At 46.9% G+C, this 20,666-nt stretch carries 16 protein-coding genes; 6 read left to right on the forward strand and 10 right to left on the reverse strand.

The window, feature by feature from the left end; all coding sequences use genetic code 11:
* Positions 1-6: 6 nt before the first annotated feature.
* The 6 genes from DKW60_RS08300 to DKW60_RS08325 all read right to left on the reverse strand — a co-directional run bounded on the left by DKW60_RS08300 (position 7) and on the right by DKW60_RS08325 (position 7,877).
* Positions 7-1,704: an ABC transporter ATP-binding protein gene (locus tag DKW60_RS08300; protein WP_245929638.1), complete on the reverse strand. Its 1,698-nt coding sequence runs from the start codon at positions 1,702-1,704 to the stop codon at positions 7-9.
* Positions 1,704-2,726 carry an ABC transporter permease gene (locus tag DKW60_RS08305; RefSeq protein ID WP_109837190.1) on the reverse strand — a complete coding sequence of 341 codons (1,023 nt, stop codon included), beginning with the start codon at positions 2,724-2,726 and terminating at the stop codon, positions 1,704-1,706. The genes DKW60_RS08300 and DKW60_RS08305 overlap by 1 nt, the downstream gene beginning before the upstream one ends.
* Positions 2,723-3,820, reverse strand: a complete 1,098-nt coding sequence (locus DKW60_RS08310; RefSeq protein ID WP_109837191.1) for a microcin C ABC transporter permease YejB — start codon at positions 3,818-3,820, stop codon at positions 2,723-2,725. The genes DKW60_RS08305 and DKW60_RS08310 overlap by 4 nt, the downstream gene beginning before the upstream one ends.
* Before the next feature lie 18 nt (positions 3,821-3,838).
* Entirely contained in the window at positions 3,839-6,232 is a 2,394-nt protein-coding gene (locus DKW60_RS08315) for an extracellular solute-binding protein (RefSeq protein ID WP_219988675.1), read from the reverse strand.
* Positions 6,233-6,302: 70 nt separating this feature from the next.
* A complete protein-coding gene (locus DKW60_RS08320) occupies positions 6,303-7,088 on the reverse strand; it encodes a DUF3530 family protein (RefSeq protein ID WP_109837192.1) in 786 nt (261 codons plus the stop codon).
* A gap of 21 nt (positions 7,089-7,109) precedes the next feature.
* Entirely contained in the window at positions 7,110-7,877 is a 768-nt protein-coding gene (locus tag DKW60_RS08325) for a DUF3050 domain-containing protein (RefSeq protein WP_109837193.1), read from the reverse strand.
* A gap of 215 nt (positions 7,878-8,092) precedes the next feature.
* On the opposite strand from DKW60_RS08325, the gene DKW60_RS08330 reads away from it, so the two are divergent.
* The gene (locus DKW60_RS08330) at positions 8,093-8,521 is read left to right on the forward strand and encodes a hypothetical protein (RefSeq protein ID WP_109837194.1); all 429 of its coding nucleotides are present in this window, start codon (positions 8,093-8,095) and stop codon (positions 8,519-8,521) included.
* A 58-nt stretch (positions 8,522-8,579) separates the two neighbouring features.
* Here the strand turns inward: DKW60_RS08330 and DKW60_RS08335 are convergent, their stop codons facing one another.
* The 4 genes from DKW60_RS08335 to DKW60_RS08350 all read right to left on the reverse strand — a co-directional run bounded on the left by DKW60_RS08335 (position 8,580) and on the right by DKW60_RS08350 (position 13,282).
* The gene (locus tag DKW60_RS08335; RefSeq protein ID WP_109837195.1) at positions 8,580-9,362 is read right to left on the reverse strand and encodes a 2OG-Fe(II) oxygenase family protein; all 783 of its coding nucleotides are present in this window, start codon (positions 9,360-9,362) and stop codon (positions 8,580-8,582) included.
* A gap of 79 nt (positions 9,363-9,441) precedes the next feature.
* Positions 9,442-10,458 (reverse strand): aldo/keto reductase, encoded by a 1,017-nt coding sequence (locus DKW60_RS08340; RefSeq protein ID WP_109837196.1) that lies wholly within the window; start codon positions 10,456-10,458, stop codon positions 9,442-9,444.
* 77 nt (positions 10,459-10,535) lie between these two features.
* The gene (locus DKW60_RS08345; protein WP_109837197.1) at positions 10,536-12,563 is read right to left on the reverse strand and encodes a sensor histidine kinase; all 2,028 of its coding nucleotides are present in this window, start codon (positions 12,561-12,563) and stop codon (positions 10,536-10,538) included.
* Complete coding sequence (locus DKW60_RS08350) at positions 12,563-13,282, reverse strand: response regulator transcription factor (protein WP_109837198.1); 720 nt, start codon at positions 13,280-13,282, stop codon at positions 12,563-12,565. Before DKW60_RS08350 ends, DKW60_RS08345 begins: the two co-directional genes overlap by 1 nt.
* Positions 13,283-13,532: 250 nt before the next feature.
* On the opposite strand from DKW60_RS08350, the gene DKW60_RS08355 reads away from it, so the two are divergent.
* From DKW60_RS08355 to DKW60_RS08375, 5 genes are all read left to right on the forward strand, one after another.
* A complete protein-coding gene (locus tag DKW60_RS08355) occupies positions 13,533-14,780 on the forward strand; it encodes a vWA domain-containing protein (protein ID WP_109837199.1) in 1,248 nt (415 codons plus the stop codon).
* Positions 14,781-14,973: 193 nt separating this feature from the next.
* Positions 14,974-15,567, forward strand: coding sequence for an SCO family protein (locus DKW60_RS08360; RefSeq protein ID WP_109837200.1), 594 nt, complete (start codon positions 14,974-14,976; stop codon positions 15,565-15,567).
* A 137-nt stretch (positions 15,568-15,704) separates the two neighbouring features.
* Positions 15,705-16,604 carry a helix-hairpin-helix domain-containing protein gene (locus tag DKW60_RS08365; RefSeq protein ID WP_109837201.1) on the forward strand — a complete coding sequence of 300 codons (900 nt, stop codon included), beginning with the start codon at positions 15,705-15,707 and terminating at the stop codon, positions 16,602-16,604.
* Between the two features lie 149 nt (positions 16,605-16,753).
* On the forward strand, positions 16,754-17,734 hold the full coding sequence (locus DKW60_RS08370; RefSeq protein WP_109837202.1) for an ABC transporter ATP-binding protein: 981 nt from the start codon (positions 16,754-16,756) through the stop codon (positions 17,732-17,734).
* A gap of 10 nt (positions 17,735-17,744) precedes the next feature.
* A complete protein-coding gene (locus DKW60_RS08375) occupies positions 17,745-20,663 on the forward strand; it encodes a Gldg family protein (RefSeq protein ID WP_219988676.1) in 2,919 nt (972 codons plus the stop codon).
* The last annotated feature ends 3 nt before the right edge of the window (positions 20,664-20,666 follow it).

The following is a 20,666-nucleotide window of genomic DNA, read 5'->3' on the forward strand; positions in this document are numbered from 1 at the left end:
GATTTTTTATAACTTCGCAGCACTCAACAACTCTTTGGTATAGTCTTCTTTCGGAGTATCAAAAATCACCTGCGTACTCCCCTGCTCGACAACCTTCCCTTTGCGCATCACCAAAATATTGTGGCACATCGCTTGCACAATCATCAGATCATGAGTAATGAAAATATAAGTCAGCCCCTTTTGCCGCTGCAGCTTCAATAATAAATCCACAACCTGTAATTGTATGGTGCGATCCAGTGCAGAGGTCGGCTCATCCAAAATCACCAGCTTAGGCTCCATAATCAAGGCGCGAGCAATCGCTATACGCTGCCGTTGGCCACCAGAAAATTCATTGGGATAGCGATTCTTCCAAGCCGGATCAAGCTCTACCAGCTCCATGGTTTCAATGACTTTAGCCGCACGTGACTCAGCCGTTCCGATATTATGAATATCGAGTCCTTCACCAATGATTTCCTCAATTGACATCCGTGGACTCAGACTTCCGTATGGATCTTGAAAGATCAACTGCATAGACTGTCGATAAGGGCGCATCGCATTATTATCAAGCCCGGCCATAGCGTTGCCTTCAAAACGATAGTCGCCTTCACTTTTGACTAACTTGAGTAAGGCATGCGCTAGAGTTGTCTTTCCGGAACCACTTTCGCCAACAATGCCCAGAGACTCGCCCTGCTTTAAGCTAAATGAGATCCCATCAACCGCTTTGACATGTCCCACCGTTCTTCTAAACAGCCCTTTCTGAATAGGGAACCACACCTTGAGGTCATTAACCTGCATTAACTCTGGCGCATTATCAGGAATCGTATCTTCACGTCGCACATGTAAAGTCTGCAGCAACTCCTGAGTGTAAGGATGTTTCGGGGCTGCAAAAATTGCTTCAGTATCCCCTTGCTCCATCACCTCACCGCTTTTCATTACAACCACACGATCTGAAAATCGTTTAACGATGGCCAGATCATGCGTTATGAACAGCACCGACATACCCAGTTCTTGCTTAAGATCATTAATCAGATCAAGAATCTGCGCTTGTATCGTCACATCCAAAGCGGTGGTGGGCTCGTCCGCAATCAATAGCTCCGGCTCATTCACCAGCGCCATGGCAATCATGACACGTTGTTGCTGACCACCTGAAAGCTGATGCGGATAACTGTTTATTTTCTCCTTCGGACTCTCAATACCAACACGCTCAAGCCACTTCAAAATCAATGGCTCGGCTTTGATCATCGACAAGCCTTTGTGGATTTTCAATACTTCAGCGATTTGCTTGCCCACGGTATGCAGCGGGTTGAGTGACATCATGGGTTCCTGAAATATCACACCCACTTTATAGCCGCGCATCGCTCGTAATTTGCTCTCACTCAGCGCTAAAACATTTTCTCCCTGATAGCGGATTTCACCAGACGGCCATTGTGCCGGCGGTGATGGCAATAGCTTTAAAATCGACATGGCTGTGACGGTTTTACCAGAGCCACTCTCACCTACAATCGCAAGCGTTTCACCGCGATGCACGTCCAGACTAACGCCTTTGACGACCTCATTAACCTCATCGCCCATTTTGAATTGTACGGTGAGCTTGTCGATCTCAACCAACTTCTCGATTTGTGTCGTTTGCTCAGCCGACACGCCTTGTTCGTTGTTGCTGGTGCCTGAGTCAAGAGGCGCTTTTGATTGTGCTTGCGGTGCAGATGTCATCTCATTTACCGTCATCAATACGTCTTCCTTGGATCAAATGCATCACGAATACCTTCCCCGATAAACACCAGTAGCACCGTCATGATACCGACAGCGGCAAAGGCCGACAGACCTAACCAAGGGGCTTGCAGGTTATTTTTACCTTGCGCTAACACCTCACCTAAGCTCGCAGAACCTGGTGGCAAACCAAACCCAAGGAAATCTAGTCCGGTCAATGCCGTAATAGATCCACTTAACACCAGTGGCATAAAAGTCATCGTCGCCACCATCGCATTAGGTAGTATGTGCTTAAACATAATGCGCCGGTCACTCATGCCCATTACTTTGGCTGCTTTCACATAATCAAAATTACGCGCACGAAAAAACTCTGCTCGCACCACCCCCACAAAACCCATCCAACTAAACAGCAACATAAACACCAGCAATATCCAAAAACTGGGCTGCACCACACTGGAGAGAATGATCAGAATATACAGCTGCGGCATACTCCCCCACACCTCCATAAAGCGCTGAAAGGTGAGGTCTAACCAACCGCCATAATAACCTTGTACTGCACCGGCAGCGACACCAATAATGGCTGATGCAATGGTCAGACTGAAACCAAATAACACGGACAACCGGAAGCCATATAAAATCCGCGCAAACAGGTCACGCCCCTGCTCATCCGTACCAAACCAATTTTCCTTTGTAGGGCCAGAAGGAGCCGGTCCTGGTAAATCGTTAATCACAGTCTGGTGGTCATAACCAACTAATGGAAACAGAATCCAGCCTTTCTCATTAATCAAATCTTGCACAAAGGGGTCGGTGTATTCTGTTTCCGTTTCAAACTCACCACCAAATGTGGTTTCCGGGTAAGATTTGAAAACAGGGAAATACAATTCGCTGTCGTATGAGACCACCAGTGGCTTGTCGTTTGCCACGAACTCAGCAAACAAGCTGATAATGAATAGGAACGTAAATATCCAAAATGACCAAACGGCTTTCCGGTTCGATTTGAAGCGCTCAAAACGACGCTGGTTGATAGTCGATAACGTCATCCACGTGCCTCAAAGTCTATTCGTGGATCAACCACGGTATACATCAAATCACCAATCAGCCCCATGATTAACCCGATAAAAGTGAACACGTAAAGCGTCGCAAACATAATCGGGTAATCCCGCTGAATGACCGCTTCAAAACCTAATAAACCCAGACCTTCCAGTGAGAAAATCACTTCAATTAATAAAGACCCTGCAAATAAAATACCGATAAAGGCCGCGGGGAATCCGGCAATTATGATCAGCATGGCATTGCGGAACACATGGCGATACATCACCTGACGCTCGGTATTTCCTTTCGCACGTGCCGTCATCACATATTGCTTACTAATTTCATCCAGAAAGGAGTTTTTAGTCAGCAGGGTAAGCCCTAGGAAGCCACCGATAGTGAGCGCAATTGTTGGTAAAACCATGTGCCAGAGGTAGTCAGTAATCTTGTGGAACCAATCCAGCTCATCCCAATTATCAGACACCAGCCCTCTCAACGGGAACCAATCCAGATAGTTGCCACCGGCAAAAATAATCACCAATAAAACGGCAAACAGAAATCCGGGAATAGCACTTAGCGTAATCAATAATGTGGTGGTTCCGGTATCAAAGCGTGCGCCGTGATGACGTGCCTTGTAAATACCAAGTGGAATGCTGATCATGTAAATAATCAGCGTACTCCACAATCCCAGCGAAATAGACACCGGCATTCGTTCCACCACCAACTCCATGACTGAGGCGCCCTTGAAGAAGCTATCACCAAAGTCAAAGGTCAGGTATGACTTCAACATCATCCAGTAACGCTCCATCAATGGCTTGTCAAAGCCGAAGCGTTTCTCTATCTCAGCGACTATTGCAGGGTCAAGACCTCGCGCCCCCAGATAGTCAGTAGTGGCGTCATCACTTTTGACAGAACTGTCCTGCAAATCGTTTTGATTAGCACCACTCACACGATCCAGCACCGAATCATCAATGCCCTGCATAATCGCCATCTGCTGCTCAACAGGGCCACCCGGTGCAATCTGGATAATGAAAAAGTTAAGCGTGATGATCGCCCACAATGTGGGGATCATCAGCAACAACCGTCGTAGAATATAAGCTGTCATACCCGCTCCTTATGAACGTTATTTCGCTTCAAGTGCTGCCGCTTTTTCCTGATCAATCCACCATGCGCCATCACCCAAGGCATAACGGGGTGTCGTTTCAGGCTTGCCAAATTTATCCCAGTTGGCGACACGGAACTTACTGATGTTCCACTGTGGAATCATGATGTAACTGTGCATCAGAACACGATCAATCGCCTGCCCTAAAGGAATCAGCTTGTCTTCATCTTCTTGAACCTTCAGCATCTCTTCCATCAGGTAATCCACGGCTTTGTCCGTTAAATTGGCGGGGTTATAGCTAGATTTTACACTGTCAGAATGGAACTGCTGATCCATGCGTGGGCTTGGGTATGGAAACGGCCCATAGCCACCAATAATCATGTCGTAATCATGCTCAGTACGGCGATTCATATACTGACTGCTATCTACCGTGCGGATATTCATTTTGATTCCTGCTCGCTCCAGATTACTACGGAATGGCAACGCCACTTTTTCCATACTTGGACTGACCAGTAACAATTCAAACTCAAACTGTTTTCCAGTGTTGTCATTGATTAGCTTCTGGTTCTTGACCGACCAACCTGCTTGCTTAAACAAGCGAAGTGCCTGCCGCAAGTTACTACGAATATTTCCAGAACCATTCGTTTTAGGCAACTCAAACACATCAGTAAACACACTGGCAGGAATCTGATCTTTGATTGGCTCTAAAATTTTCAGCTCTTCTTCAGATGGTAAGCCCTCGGCATAGTATTCCGTGTTCATAAAGAAACTGGTGACACGCTGATATTGACTGTAGAACAGATTTTTATTCATCCACTCAAAGTCCATCAGGTAAGTCATCGCCTTTCGTACGCGCAAATCAGTAAACTGTGGCTTTTTGAGGTTAAAGACAAAACCTTGTGCACGCAGTGGTATGTTGTGCTTGATGTCAGATTTGATCACGCGTCCATCTTTAACCGCAGGGAAGTCATACCCCGTCGCCCAACGCTTTGCCGTGTTCTCATTCCATTTATCAATATGCCCTGCTTTGAACGCTTCAAAGGCAACCGTTTCATCGCGGTAATAGTCGTACTTGATTTCGGCTTCGTTGAGCAGACCTTTCATCGCTGGCAGGTCTTTTGCCCAGTAATCTTCAAGGCGCTCATATTTGACGTATTTACCGAACTTATAATCTGAGATTTTATAGGCACTACTACCAACAGGTGGCACTTTTAGTGGTTCATTCAATTTATGATCTTTCCAAAAATGCTCAGGGAAAACGGTGAATGAACACAAGGCCATCATGCGCGACTTGTCTTTGGTCTTGAGGTGAAATTTGACCCGATAATCATCAAGTAATTCGATTTTTTCAACAAAACTATAATACGCTTTTAGACCGGGCAGGCCTTCTTCGGTGAGTTTTTCAAAGGAGAACTTAATATCACTGGGTTTAATCCGCTCGCCATCATGGAACACAGCACGCTTGTCGATGTGGAAAGTGATAGCTGAGAAATCGCTGTGGTAACTGATTTTCTCTGCGATTAGTGGGTAATAGGCACTTAGGTCATCATCGGAACTTGCCATGATGTCATCATTCAGATTGCCCGAGCCTTTTGCTGCATCGCCTCGTTGCGAGTAAGGATTGAAGTTATCAAAGGTTCCCATCGCCCAATCGTTGATGGTACCACCCAGAGGTGCGTCCGCATTCACATAGTCAAAGTTGGTGAAGTCTGGTGCATAGTGAGGTTTGCCACGAAGCGCAATAGTGGTTGCTTCGATAATGGTGACGCCATCGCTGGTCGTTTCTGCCTCGGTGTTGTTTTGGGCTGTGGTCTCGGTACTGGCTGATTCTGAGTCTTCTGATGCAGCCTCAGTTTTGGCTTCAGCTTTATCGGCTTGTTCTACTTTCTCTTCCGTTGCAACCTCAGCGGCTTTATCGGTGCTCTCTTCAACGTTAGCCTTAACAGAACTGGTCTCAGCGGTTTTTTCTGCACTGTCCTCAACTTTTTCCTCAGCTGAACTGGCTTCAGTGACTTCTTTCTTCACCTCAACGGCCGCTTCTGGTTTAGTCATTTTGTCGCTGGAGGTGTCGGCTTGAGTAGTCTGACTTGTATCTGATGTGTCCATCTTTTCTGCTGATTTATCTTTACCAGCGGTTTCTGGTTCATCATTTTTGACTGCAGAATCAGTGGATTTATCATCATCGGCTTCAGGCTGGTCTGCTACTGGCTTCTTCTCCTCAGCTTCAGCGACGTTAACTTTTTCCTCAGCTGCTTTAACTTTGTCCTCAGCAGCAGCCTTAGATGCCTTCATCGCAGCTTCAATCTGCGCGACGGCATCATCGACTTTTAAGGCACCTTTATCAGTCTTGGAATCCTCAGCATACACACCACTACTCAGCAGTCCCATTGCCAACAAGCTTACTACCAACCTCATAATCTCTCCCTTTGGTGTTTTAATCATTAGTCAGGCAAGATTTTGGATTATTAGCGATAAGCCCCGTTAATCATTGCCAAGATGTCTTTTGTTTGGTCAACCAGTTTGTAACATGGTTCAACAGTGCGTCTTCTTCTCCATCAAAGAAGTGATCCGCACCCTCTTCTACTACTTGTTCATACGCTGCATTATGCGATTGAGATTCCTTGCGTGCCAATGAAGATTTCGTCACGCTCTCCAGATCGTCAGAACCAAACAGATCCAACATAGGCATATCAATCTTCTTAAGGTGTTCCAGAGTATTACGCTCTGGCGCAGATCCGCCACCCCCCATACCAATAGCAACAAAACCGTCAACCTCAGGTTTATTCAGACTCAGATGATAAGCGGTCATAGATGAACCCAGACTGTGCGCAATTAAAACAACCCGTTTAACATCCATTTCTTCTTTGAGGTATTTAATAGCGGCATCAATACGCGCAGGTACTTCCGGAAACACCTCGGTATATTCATCGTGCGTTGCATCGTTTGCCAACACCGGCATCTGAATCGAAATAGTATGCCATCCCTGTTCAGTCAGGCCCACCCTTAGAGGCTGAACAATTGTCGACCAATTAGGATGCACACCCGAGCCATGCATGACAACAGCACCGTAAGGCGTATCACCTTCAGCATTCTCAGTCACCAGCGATAAAAAATCACTTTTACCATCATTCAGGTAATGTTCTTCGCCATCCATTAACGCATCGACGACTTGGTCAGCCCAACGCTTCTCTTTTTCCAAATCTGAGGCTAACACCTCATGACCCATCAATATCGATACACTCAGTAAACAGCCTACTATTTGTTTACGCATCTTTGACTCCTCCAGTTACGCTTAGCGTTTAGTTTCAATCGCCCCCAGCACACCATCCCAGAATTCCACTCTGGCATTGACCGCAACTCGTGCGGCTTCGATGGCCTCTTCAATCTTAACGGGGTCACCAGCACACAAACCGTTTAACAGGCGTAACGATAAGGGTGCATGAAAATCCTGATCTAAATGAATATGCCTATTGAGATAGAAATGAAAAATAGGTGCTTGCTGATCAGTCACACCGATACGCCTCAAAATAGAACGAAACATCATGGGAATGATATGTTCACGCCCCAGCGCTAAAGCAGCCGCTACCTCATGAGGTCTGTTTTTTTCGATAAATCCGAATGTTGTTTGTGTAAATCGTCGCGATGGCAGCGGCACCTCAGGCATCTCCAAAGCACCCTGAATACCACCATCCAGCAATGTTTGGATAAACGTTTCAATACCTGTGGTATTCGCACCGACCTCTTTCATAGCGAGTTGATATAGCTCGAAGTGGCTGGAAAACTCACCCGTAATATGGGTTTCGTCCGATTCTTCCTCAAGTACTAACTCATTGATAAAACGCCTGACACTAGCGTCTCCCAGAGGAGTCCAGGGGTATTGAGTCGGAGCGACTACTGACTGCAGATACTTAATCAGTGACATAAAGTCCCATACCGAATAGACATGATGCTGCATGAAGCATTGTAAGTCTTCGATGGTGGCAACCGCTTGGTAGATGGGGTGGTTGTCCAGCGTTTGGTTGAATGACTGGATAACTTCAATCGTAATTTCTCTCGGCAAAATAGCCTCTCTCTCATTAAATAATATGGCTGCAATGAACTCAAATTTATCAAGTCAGATTGAGTGTCTCAAATAGCCCTACAGAATTACTCTGGAAATTAAGAGATATATTCGTATATTCAGGGACTTACTCAGCCAAAAAATTGCGTTTTATCAATGCAAGATCAACTGCACTAAAAGTATTCTTACAGCATTAATCACCCGGAGAATACACCATGAAATTGACTCAATTAATCACTACATCATTACTCGCTGCGAGCTTTGCATTCCCGGTCGCAAGCTTTGCTGATAATCGTGAACTGTCCGCGCCAGTCATAGAACTAATGCCACACCTCAAGAAATTACGCACCGAACTAAAATTAGATGATGCACAGAATCAGGTGATCGATAACTGGCTAGCCGAAGCCCCAATTAAACGCAAAGAACTGGAAGCACAAACACTGGAAGTCCGTGCGAAGCTCAGGGATGCTTTATTAAATCGCGATGAGCGTATGGTCAGAGACCGCCTGAAAAAAGAGCTGCAAGAAATGAATACGCGACTGATTGAAATGCGTAGCCTCTGTGCAAGAATGTTACATGACACACTCACCGATGAGCAATACAAAAAAGTAGCTGACAGTTACCGTGCTGAAACAGGCCTGTAACAAGCGCAGATAACTGACTGTATACAAACCTGTGTGGTTAGGGATGACCGCTCTAAATTTACGCCAGGCGACCATAAAAGGTCATTCGGGCAGACTCCGATAACGTGATGCCCGGCTGACCATTGTATGCCAACACCACCAACATACGGGTTTTACCTCCCTCGGTTGGTGTGACCCGATGCATGGAATTTCGTCCACGAAACAGCGCCAGAGAACCTTCATTGATTTCAAGCGAGGAAACCTCAGTCTCACCTTTCAATACCGCATCGACAGCTTCAAAATTCATCTCACCACGATCAGCATCCCGCACGTTTTTGACATATTCAAAAGCACCACCGCCCTCAGGCTTCTGAATCAACAAGGTAATCGCGAATGAAGAGTTATCAAAATGCCAACCTAACTCCTGCCCTTCCCCGGCAAAATGAACGTTAATCGATGACAAATCATCGGCATATTGGTAAAGCGCGTCTTCACCCAATACAAAGCACAGAAATGCTTTAAACACCTCAGAATCATATAAGGTTCTAAGTGGTGAATCCGCTGAGAGCTGATCATCAGTGATGCAGCCTTTGCTGGAATCTACTTCGCGGTTACGGGGATGAGTCAGTGGATAATCCGAATCCGGCGGAGTCAAAAATACATTATGTTTTTGCTGACAAAACCAAGCCTGATCCTGCTTAGCCTCACCCTCTGTTTTAACCTGCTGGATTGCTGCTTCAGAGAAAAAATTGTGAAGTACTAAAGCCCCATGCTGGTCAAATTCCGCTTTGCAACGAGCCTGAAAATCACGATCAGAAATAGGGTTTGAGGATAGATTTATCACATCACTCAGATTATTCATTATTGCTTCTCCGCATTACCAAGGCACGGCTAATTATCCAAGCTCAACGCTCTTCATCCGACTGATCCAGAAGAACCAATCATTGAACCCGGTCTTTTTCAGAGTCAGCGCCCGCCATTAACTCGTCAGTATATCGTCGCCCGGTCACAGTACTTTCATTAATCAACTCATCAAGCTCGGCCATCGTTTCATCATCAAGCGTGATCTCATGAGCCTGTGCATTTTCCTGCATGTATTCAATATGCTTGGTTCCGGGAATCGGCACCATGGTTTGCTGTCCGGCACTATTCTTTTGATTTAGCAGCCAAGCCAGCGCTAGTTGCGCCATGCTACACCCCACACGCTCAGCAATTTCACAGTAAGGCACGAGTAATTGATTATTCTTGGCGAATGCCTCCGGCTCAAATCGCGGTCTGGCAATAGTACAGCGCAAATCAGCATCGCTCAGTTGTGATACATCCTGGGACTTACCCGTCAAAAACTGTCTGGCCAGTGGTGAAAAGGGTACAAAGGTCACACCAAGCTCTTCACAGGTTTCCAACATGCCGAACTCGGGTGTGCGTGACCATAAAGAATATTCTGACTGAACAGCAGCCACCGGATATTCTGCATGAGCACGGCGCAAGGTATCACTGGAGATTTCAGAAAGGCCGATTTCTCTTAACTTACCCTCTTTGACCAAATCGCCCAACGTCCCTGCACTTTCCTCAATCGGCACATTTTTATCCAAACGATGCAGGTAATACAAGTCGATCACATCCGTTTGCAGACGCTTAAGACTAGCTTCACATTGCTTTCTCAGCGTTTCAGGACGCCCGTCGATTTTACCAACGCCGTTTTCATCCTTATACAACGCACATTTACTAGCCAGTACAAACTCGTGCCGACGACGCTTAAGTGCTTCACCAATCAAAGCCTCATTGTGCCCACCGCCATACATAGTGGCAGTGTCTAAGAAACGATATCCGGCATCAATCGCTTGGTTGAGTAACTTAGTTGAAACCACGTCATCAGCAGGTCCATAGCCCATCGACATATTCATACAGCCTAAGCCTATTGCCGAGACTTCAAGCGAGCCAATTTTACGTGTATGCATGAGGGAGAAGCTCCTGAAAAAGGATCAATATAACGGAGTTTTGGCGATGAGGGCAACCGTCTGAATAAAGGTTACTGCTAAAGTGTTTTTATTGGAAAAGTCACGCTGAATGCCGCACCGGGTTTACGGTTCTCTACCGCTACGGTTCCCCCCATACTAGTCACCATTTGTTGCACCAATGACAGACCGATACCAGTACCGGTAGTTTCGCGGGTCAGCTCATTCTCTGTGCGGTAAAACAGCTTAAAGATCTGTTTCAACTGCGCCTTATCAATCCCCGGACCAAAGTCACGAATCGTGAAACTCACTTGATGATTCGCCATACCCTGACAGCTCAACTCTACTTTTTTCATCTCAGAGTCAGCAGAAAACTTGATGGCATTATCCACCAAATTAATCATGATCTGAGTTAGCCAGTCAGTATCTACCTCAATTGTCGCGGCTTTGGTCGACTCATCACAAAACAGATCCAGCGTGTAATCAGCCCGCTCCAGCTGCACCGTAATTTTGGACTGAATGTCGCGGAGCAAGCTGGCCACTTCACACTCGGATAGTTCAGCCTGTTGCTCGTTTCTCGTCATTCTTGCCAATTGCAGCACATTATTTATCAGGCGGGATAAGCGCTCACTTTCATCAAAAATAAAGTCGTAATAGCTACGCTTTTTATCCTCACTCGCCCAGCCTTCGCGCAGCATTTCTCCATACATACGAATCGATGTCAGTGGTGTTTTCAATTCATGACTGACGGCCGATACAAAGTTCTGCTGCTGATTCACCAGATCAATTTGCCGTACACCCAGCCGATACATTAGGTAAACGCCTCCGAGCAAGACTGACGCCAGCACGATTCCCAACCACACAATGACTTGGCCACCTGCCCCCATAGGAAGCTGGATAATACTGTAGATCAATTGTAGGTCGCTTAAAGGATCTGACAAACGCATCTGATACAACTGCTCACCCATTAACTCACGGCGATCCGTCAGATAGCCGGAGTTGGAGCGACCGGAGAATGCTGCTAATACATCGGACTTATAGGCAACCAGCAAATTACTCATATCAGACAAGCCGGTGCTACTAAAAGCTTGTTTCACCGAGGCATCGAGAAATTCATTTTGTTTGATCAACATGCCCTGAATATAACGCTGCTCGTTGAGCCAGACTTTGCGAAACAACATGAAGTGCCCGCTTTCCAGTAGCTGCAGCTCAAACGGATCAATCTCACTTTCAAAGGTTTTCACACGCAGCTTGTCACGCTCAACGGGTGCATCCGCCGCAGAATCATTTTGCAGTGATGAGGAATAAAAGTCCCGACTAGCCTCAGGTAAGACATTCTGTTCAAAACGCGGAGCAGGCGCACTTTTACTTATCTGAACTTTACTTTGTCTACTCACAAGCTCAGGCTCTGTGGACTTGAGCTTGGCGACAATAGACTCTTTTTTTTGATAGGTCTGCTGGAGTTGTAAATCTTCAACCTTGCCCAGACTCACCTTTTTTCTAGCCGCCGACTGTGCCACAGGTGCTGATTCCAGAGCGTCACTCACTAAGCGCTCTTCAACAGCCTCCGCCAGCACTTCCATATCATTTAACGCTACATCTGGTGCTCGGATACGATTATTTTGGGCAGCCAAAATACCCTGTATTTGATTTTGCAGGCTCAAGCGCTGATCCAGCTCTTTGGCATTAATGCCGTAGCTTTCTGACTGTGATAAAGATTGGTCATCCGGCACCAGCGGCGTATTTAACACACCACTGGCATCCACCTGAAAGTAACCCAACAAACCGGGAATCTCTGACTCCGGAGGAAAATTTGATAAGGGTGAGCGCTGTAAAAAGCCCGCGCTGGCATCACCGGCAATGTTTAAAAAGGCATAATCGGTAAAAGGGCGCTGATTTTCCTTTTCTAATAAGTCACCCAAGCTGGAATCAATCCGCTCCGATAACTCCTCAGCCATGCGTTGATGCTGGTGAAACGTCTCCCACTTTAAGCGTGTGTAAGACTGCTGAACCAGCAAAGCACCAGGAATAAACAAAGTGATAAAGAATACGCCCAACCAACGGCGCAGCTTTTGTTTATCCAGTGTTTTTAAGCTATTTTTTATCATTATTTAAGGGGTGAAGGCGGCTGTATTTCAAGCTTATAACCCGCGCCACGTACCGTGGTCAGGAATACTGGCGAAGCAGAATCAGCCTCTATTTTGCGGCGTAATTTGGCGATATGAATATCGACCGTGCGGGTTTCTAACTCCAGGTCATCCGCATAACCCCAAACCTTATGCAGCAGCTCATCACGCGATACCGGACGCTCTGAATTCGCCTGTAAATACTGTAGTAAATCAATTTCACGTCGCGTAAATGACAAGACTTTATCACCCGCCTTTCCCGATAAGTTCTGGCAATCAATCATAGTATCCTCAGATAACTCAATGCATGTCACGGCTTCGTTACTGCCAACCACCCGACGCAATACTGCCTGCACCCGCAACACTAACTGAGCCACTGAAAACGGCTTCGACACATAATCATCAGCACCGAGTGATAAGCCCTGAATGATATCCTCATCGTTACTTTTGGCGGTCAGCATAATAATCGCCTGATCACGACTTTGTTCACGAATCCGGTTACAAATCTCAAAGCCATCCATCCCCGGCAACATGACATCCAGCAGAATTAAATCAAACTCACCACTCAAGCCTTTCGCCAAACCGTCATTGCCATTGTCAGCAAAATCAACTTCATAACCGTGATAAACAAACACATCAATCAAGCCCATACGGATGGCTGGCTCATCTTCGACAATCAGAATTTTGTGGGTTTGAGACATGTCATTCACCTATTCATTTTCTTATCATAGCCTAACAAGGCGGCTCATCAGTATTGTAACTTTTTTGTAAAACACGCTGCCCAATGTTTTACATAGATGTGTCTATTCCAACAATCGGTGTCTGCCTACACTGGCTTCATTATCACTGCTTAGCCTTGCGCAGCTCAACACTGCACAGCACTGAACCACACGCTGTAACGCTAAGCCTTCAAAACGAAATGACTTAGATCATGCAAAACAGGAAGCCATTATGAACAAGCAACTATTAGCCCTTAGTATCGCCGCCATCCTTAGTTCAACGAGTTCTTTGCTCACGCAAACTACATTAGCAGAAACTGTGATTAAATCGACAACCACGACAACAATCAGCACTGATCCGCTGCTTAGCAATACGACAGATATGTCCCGGATTAACAGGATCGCTAACCAACAACCAAAAATTGAAGTCGTGTTTGTACTGGACACCACCGGCAGCATGAGCGGTTTGATTAAAGCGGCTAAAGAAAAAATCTGGTCAATCGCTAGTACAATGGCTCAGGCGCAAACTGCACCGGAAATCAAGATGGGTCTGGTGGGCTATCGCGACCGTGGCGATGCTTATGTCACTAAGACAATCGATTTATCGGAAGATCTGGATTCCATGTATTCCACATTGATGGATTTTCAGGCGCAAGGTGGTGGTGACACCCCCGAAAGTGTCAATCAAGCCTTGTATGATGCTGTTCACAAAATGTCATGGAATCAGGATCAATCGACTTATAAGGTAGTATTTTTAGTCGGCGATGCACCAGCGCATATGGATTATCAGGATGAGGTTCAATACCCCGAAACCATTCGCATTGCGCAAGACAAAGGCATCATTATTAATGCGATTCAAAGTGGTCATCACCGCCAAACCACCCGCAACTGGCAGCGAATCGCCAAGCTTGGCCAGGGAGATTACTTTCAGGTCGGCCAGTCGGGTAATGCCATTGCCATCGCGACGCCGTATGATGATGAGCTAGCCCAACTCTCCAAAGACCTCGACAAAACCCGCGTTTATTACGGCACCGTACAAGAAAAACGCAAGCAGGAAGCAAAGATCGCGGCCAGTAGCAAACTGCACCGTGAATCCAGCAAACAATCTCAGGCACGCCGTGCCGCGTTTAATACCTCCGCCAGTGGTAAAAGCAATTTTCTGGGTGAGAAGGAGTTAGTGGAGGAAGTCGTGCGTGGTGATGTCGAGCTATCAGCGATTGCGACCGAACAATTACCGGAAGAAATGAAAGCCATGAAGCCATCGGCGCAGCTGGGTTATATCAAACAGAAGGCGGCTAAGCGACGGGAGCTTCAGGTGTCGATCAAACAATTGGCAGCTAAACGAGATGCTTTCCTCAAACAAAAAGTTGCAGAGTCAGGCATGGAGAAGGACTCATTGGATGCTCAGATCTTCGATGCCATTAGCGAGCAATCCGCTAAAAAAGGTCTGGTTTATGATAAGAAAGATATGAAGTATTGATAGCAATCACCTGCTACTGGGCTACAAAGAGCCACTAAGCATCCGTCTAACAGACTCGCGTACACATCAGCTAAGCACTAATGCGACCACTGGTAACCTACTAGTGGTTGCTTATACCACTAAGTATAGGCAGATCGTCCTCGGCACCCTACTTTAGGAGGTATGATTTCCTAATGACAGAATACCAGCGCTAATGAAGACTTTGATCACAGTTGTACTGATTGCCTTTGTATGTGGAGCCTTGTTTGCATGGGTGGCTAATCTGCAAACGGATGACATTGATGCACCCATTCAACCATCATTTAAGGAAGCAGAAATTGGTGAAATCAAGCTAACCGATCACGATAATCAAACACTAAACCTGAAGTCATTTCTGGGTAAGACGGTGGTGCTGAGCTTTATGTTTAACGGCTGTAGTCCGGTGCAAACCGTTGGTTTACGTCGCGTGTTTCTGGATCATGAATTAAACAGCAAAGATAAAGGCATTGTGTTCTTATCAATCTCCGTTGCCCCCGAAACAGATACCCCTGCGCTTTTGAAAAGCTTCGCTACGCGCTACGGCATAGATGCTGATAACTGGCGTCTTGGCATTACCAACCGTAGATCGCTAGATCGCTTACTCCAGACGTTTAACGCTGGGAAAACCATTGAAAGCGACCCAAATGCTCACCTAAACACGGTCTTTTTAATAAACCCAACAGGCCATAAAGAGAAGGTTTATAAAGGATTTCCGATCAGCCCAAGTAGGGTTTATGCAGATCTGGAGGACTATATGACCGGGCGCTAAAATCAGCCCTCTTCTGGTACAACACCATGTACTCCAAATTGCACCTCATGCCGGGAAATAACAGCTTCGATACATCATTTGCGGCACCCAAGGCTGCATGGTATTGTTTTTAAAACAATACTTTGTCGAGGCAAGCTATGAATTTCAATGATTGGTCTGAAGAAATAAGCAAAAATCTTAAACAAGCTCAGGAGCAATACTGGAAAAATATGGCAGAGTTACACGCCAAAATTTCAGGCTCTGCGCCTCCGGAAACACCAAATATGACGGAAGGACTTGAGCGCCTCTGGTCATTAATCAGCCCACAAATGCCTAAGCAAGCCGATGACATGATGAAGCAAGTTTTCGGAATGGGTAAAGGTCGGGATCAGTTCGCTGATAATTTCACTGCATGGAAAGATGTGGTTGATTCTTTGGTGGAGTCACAATTGCACTCATTTGGGATTCCGACCAAAAAGGCTCAGGAAGAGTTGGTAAATCAGGTGGAAGCTTTGACTCTTGAGAATGAAACACTTAAGACACGGATAAAAGAGCTGGAAGCGGAATTAGCAAAGCAAGACAAAGCAGCTTCTAAAAAAAGTAGTACAGGCACTGGCTCGAAAACCAAGAAAATATCGACACCCGCAAGTGTGAAAAAAATGCCAAAGTCCAAAGCGAAAGCAAAACCGCTTTCAAAAGCAAAAACCACTAAAGCGCCCTCCTCAACCACGGATACAGCACCACCAAAAAAGGCAGCAAAAACTACCCCAAAGACAACGCCGAAGACAACCGCCAAAAAGCCTGTCACTAAAAAGCCAGCAAGCACGAAGAAAAGCACTGCAAAGGCAAAACCGGATGACTTGAGTCAGGTAAAAGGTATAGGCCCGGTTATTCAAAAGAAACTCATTGCCGCAGGCATTACCAGCTTTGCACAGCTGGCAGCCCTCTCGCCGGATCAAGCGCAGAAGCTGGATGAACAACTCAATTTACAAGGCCGCATGGCTCGTGAGAACTGGGTCAGTCAAGCTGCAAAACTCGCGACGGGTGATGCCACATAAAACCTTAAAAAATGGTAATTTTCTGACTTATTCAGCCCCTTGAAATTCCATTTCTAATTCATAAAATATTTCCGGTTTGCGCTGCATAATAGCAGACATACCCGCAAATCAGCTAATAAAACAAACAATTAGAAATCTGAGGAACGTCAATGATTCAGGTCAGTCAACTGTGTCGCCACTACGGCGACTTCAAAGCCGTTGATGATGTCTCATTTGAGATTCAACCCGGCGAGGTGGTAGGACTACTCGGCCATAATGGCGCAGGTAAAACCACCATTATGAAAATGATAACCGGCTTTTTAGAGCCCACATCCGGCAGCATTCGTGTCGATGATCTGGAAGTCGGAAAACACACCCAAGCGATTCAAAAACGCATCGGCTACTTACCGGAAAACTGCCCGGTATGGCCCGAGATGACGGTTATCGACTATCTGGAGTATCAGGCCAGTTTACACGGTGTCAGTAAAGCGAATCAATCCGCCGCAGTCGCCAAAGCCATTCGCCGTACCGCACTTCAGCACAAAGCTACCGACAGCATTCAAACCCTGTCACGCGGTTTACGCCAGCGGGTTGGCGTGGCACAAGCCATACTGCATGACCCCGACATTATTATTCTTGATGAGCCAACCAATGGTTTAGACCCGACCCAAATTCACCAGATGCGCGAACTTATCGCGGAGCTGTCACAAAGCGCTACCGTCATTATTTCCACGCATATTTTGCAGGAAGTACAGGCGGTGTGTGAGCGGGTGTTGATTATGCGCTCGGGGAAGCTAGCAGTAGATTCGCGGTTGGATGAGTTGCAAACCGGACATCATTTATTGCTGGCCGTGGATAACGATAAAGCCTCGGATTACCTGAAAAAAGTATCAGGTGTAGCAGGCGTAAAACGTGCTGATAGTGATCTTGCTGAAGGTGCCGGCAGTGCACAAACCACTAGTGAAGCTAAAGAGTCTGGAAAGCAATCCGCTGATGCACCGGTCAATTACATCTTAGAAGCCGATGCTAATACCGCGCCGGATGTGGCTGCCGCCGTGCATGCCGCGGGTGACAAACTGTATTACTTGCAAGCCGAAAAACGCAATCTGGACAGTGTATTCGCCGAGGTGAATGCGCAGGCACAAGGCTAAGGGAGAAGTCATGTTTCAGGTATTTAAAAAAGAATTTAACAGCTTCTTTGCATCACCTGCCGCCTGGTTGTTTATGGGTGCATTTTTGCTGGTCACATTATTTATTTTCTTCTGGGCAGAAGCGTTTTTTGCCCGCAACATTGCTGATTTAAAACCACTGTTTCGCTGGATGCCAATCCTGCTGATTTTCCTCGTTGCCGCGCTAACTATGCGCAGTTGGTCGGAGGAACGACGCTCCGGCACGCTGGAAAGTTTGCTCACCAGTCCGGTATCTCCGACGCGTCTGGTTTTCGGCAAGTTCTTCGCCAGCCTTGCCTTGGTAGCACTCGCACTGGTACTAACCCTTCCTTTACCAGTCACGGTGTCCATGATGGGGCCGCTGGATTGGGGACCGGTGATTGGTGGTTATCTGGCGAGCTTATTCCTAGCTGCGGCCTATATTGCCATTGGTTTATATATGAGCGCGCGCACGGATAATCCGGTTGTCGCACTCATTCTGACCACCGCCGTTGCCGGTTTTTTCTATCTGCTAGGTTCCAATACACTCACCGGGTTAGTCGGTCACGAAATCGCCGGATTTATGTCGCTACTGGGCACGGGTTCGCGGTTTGATTCAATCACTCGCGGCGTGTTGGATGTACGTGATTTGTACTATTACCTCTCCATTGTCGGTATTTTCCTGACGCTGAATATCTTCTCATTGGAACGCTTCCGCTGGGCCGGTAATCCGGTGTCATCTCGTCATAAGCAGTGGGGTATGATTGTTGCTCTGGCTATTCTGAATTTTATTTTAATGAATGTCTGGCTGAGTCCGATTGGTAAAGCGCGTGTGGACTTAACCGAAGGCAAAATCTATTCACTGTCAGAATCCACCCGAGGTTATTTGCAGCAATTGCAGGAACCACTACTGATTCGCGGTTACTTCTCATCAAAAAGTCATCCGCTGCTGGAGCCTCTCACTCCACAAATCAAAGACCTGCTGGAAGAGTATCAAGTCGTTGGGGGCGAACGGGTACGCGTGGAGTTTGTTGACCCACACACCGATCAGTCGCTGGAGGAAGAAGCTGCGGATAAATACGGCATTCGTCCGGTACCTTTCCGCATGGCCAGCCGCTATGAGGCGGGCGTGGTGAACTCCTATTTTGATCTGGTGGTGGCTTATGGTGATCAGTACGAAACTTTGTCCTTTAATGATTTGATTGAAGTCAAAGGTGGCGGCGATGGTGAGCCGGAAGTACTGTTAAAAAATCCGGAATACGCCATTACCCGCGCGGTGAAAAAGATCGCTAATACCTATCAGGCTGGCGGCAATATCTTTGCCTCCCTGCAAAAGCCAGTGGCATTTCAGGCCTATATTTCAGCAGATAATAAACTGCCGGAATCCTTGGCAGAGCTGCGCAAATCACTGGATGAAATCATTACGGATCTGAAAACCGAGGCCGGCGATAAACTCACTGTGAGTTTTGAAGACCCGGATGCTAATCGTGAATTGGCTAACCGCTTACAGCAGGATTACGGCTTTGGCCCACAAATCGCCAACATCTTTGATCCCAAACCATTCTGGTTCTATATGTTGCTGCAAGGTGATGGCGAGCTGGTACAGGTTCCGCTGCCTGCAGATCTAGATAAAAGCACGCTCAAGCAGTCCATTACCGCAGCCGTACAGCGTATGGCACCGGGTTATTTGAAGACGGTTGCTTTAGTCACGCCTGAGCCTGCTGCACCTGCGAATCCGTATATGCCACAGCCGCCTGCTGGTAAAAGCTACGACGGTTTGCAGCAAGTCTTGGGTGAAAACGTGCGTATGATTAATACCGACCTAAAGGACGGTCAGGTGCCAACCAATGCCGATATGCTGGTTTTGCTGGGGCCGGATAATCTGGATGAAAAGCAGCTATTTGCGGTGGATCAATTCCTAATGCAAGGCGGCACTGTGATGCTAGCAACCTCCCCTTATGATGTGGCAATCACCAATACACTGGAAGCTAAGAATCACAGCTCGGGCATGGATGAATGGCTACAACATCACGGTCTGACGCTGGAAAAAACCATGGTGCTTGATCCTAAAAATGCCTCATTGGCTGTGCCAGTACGTCGTCGTTTAGGCAGTTTATCGCTTAATGAAATTAAGATGATGCCCTACCCGCACTTCCCTGATTTACGCGGTGATACGCTGAATGGTGACAATCCAACCACCTCTGGTTTGGGCCAAATGACACTGAACTGGGCCTCGCCTATTGACGTGGATGCGGATAAAAACAAGCAGCGCACCGTCACTGAGTTAATGCGCTCCTCCGATGATAGTTGGGTCGCTGATTCGCTGAATGTGATGCCGGACTATCAGCAATATCCATCGACCGGTTTTACCGTGCCTGCTGAGCGTGGTGCCGAAGTGCTGGCGGTGAGTGTCGATGGTCAGTTTGAGTCCTGGTTTAAGGGTAAAGACTCACCACTGATCGAAGCGCCGGAAAAACCCGAATCACCTCTGGCACTGGCGGATGAGATTAATAATGGTGCACCAGCGGAAGCCGCTACCACTCAGGATGCGGAAGAAAAGAAAACTGTGGTAAGCAGTGTTATTTCACGCTCCTCGGATTCAGCACGCATCATTCTCATCGGTAGTAACACCTTTGCCAGTGATCAGGTGCTAAACCTTGCGTCACAGGCACAAGGCACGTTCTACACGCAGCCGCTGGAGTTCATCCAAAATGCCATTGACTGGTCGCTGGATGATCAGGCTCTGCTCAGTATTCGTAGCCGTGCGCAATTTGCCCGCACACTAGAACCTATGCAGCAGTCATCGCGCTTCTTCTGGGAATACCTCAACTATGCACTGGCTTTAGGTGGTCTGGGCTTGGTTTGGGTATGGCGACGTGCGCGTAAAGCCAGTAAGCAAAAACATTATGAATCGCTATTAGCGGAGGTATAAATC

This window comes from Leucothrix pacifica (assembly GCF_003172875.1).
Taxonomy (GTDB): Bacteria; Pseudomonadota; Gammaproteobacteria; order Thiotrichales; family Thiotrichaceae; genus Leucothrix; species Leucothrix pacifica.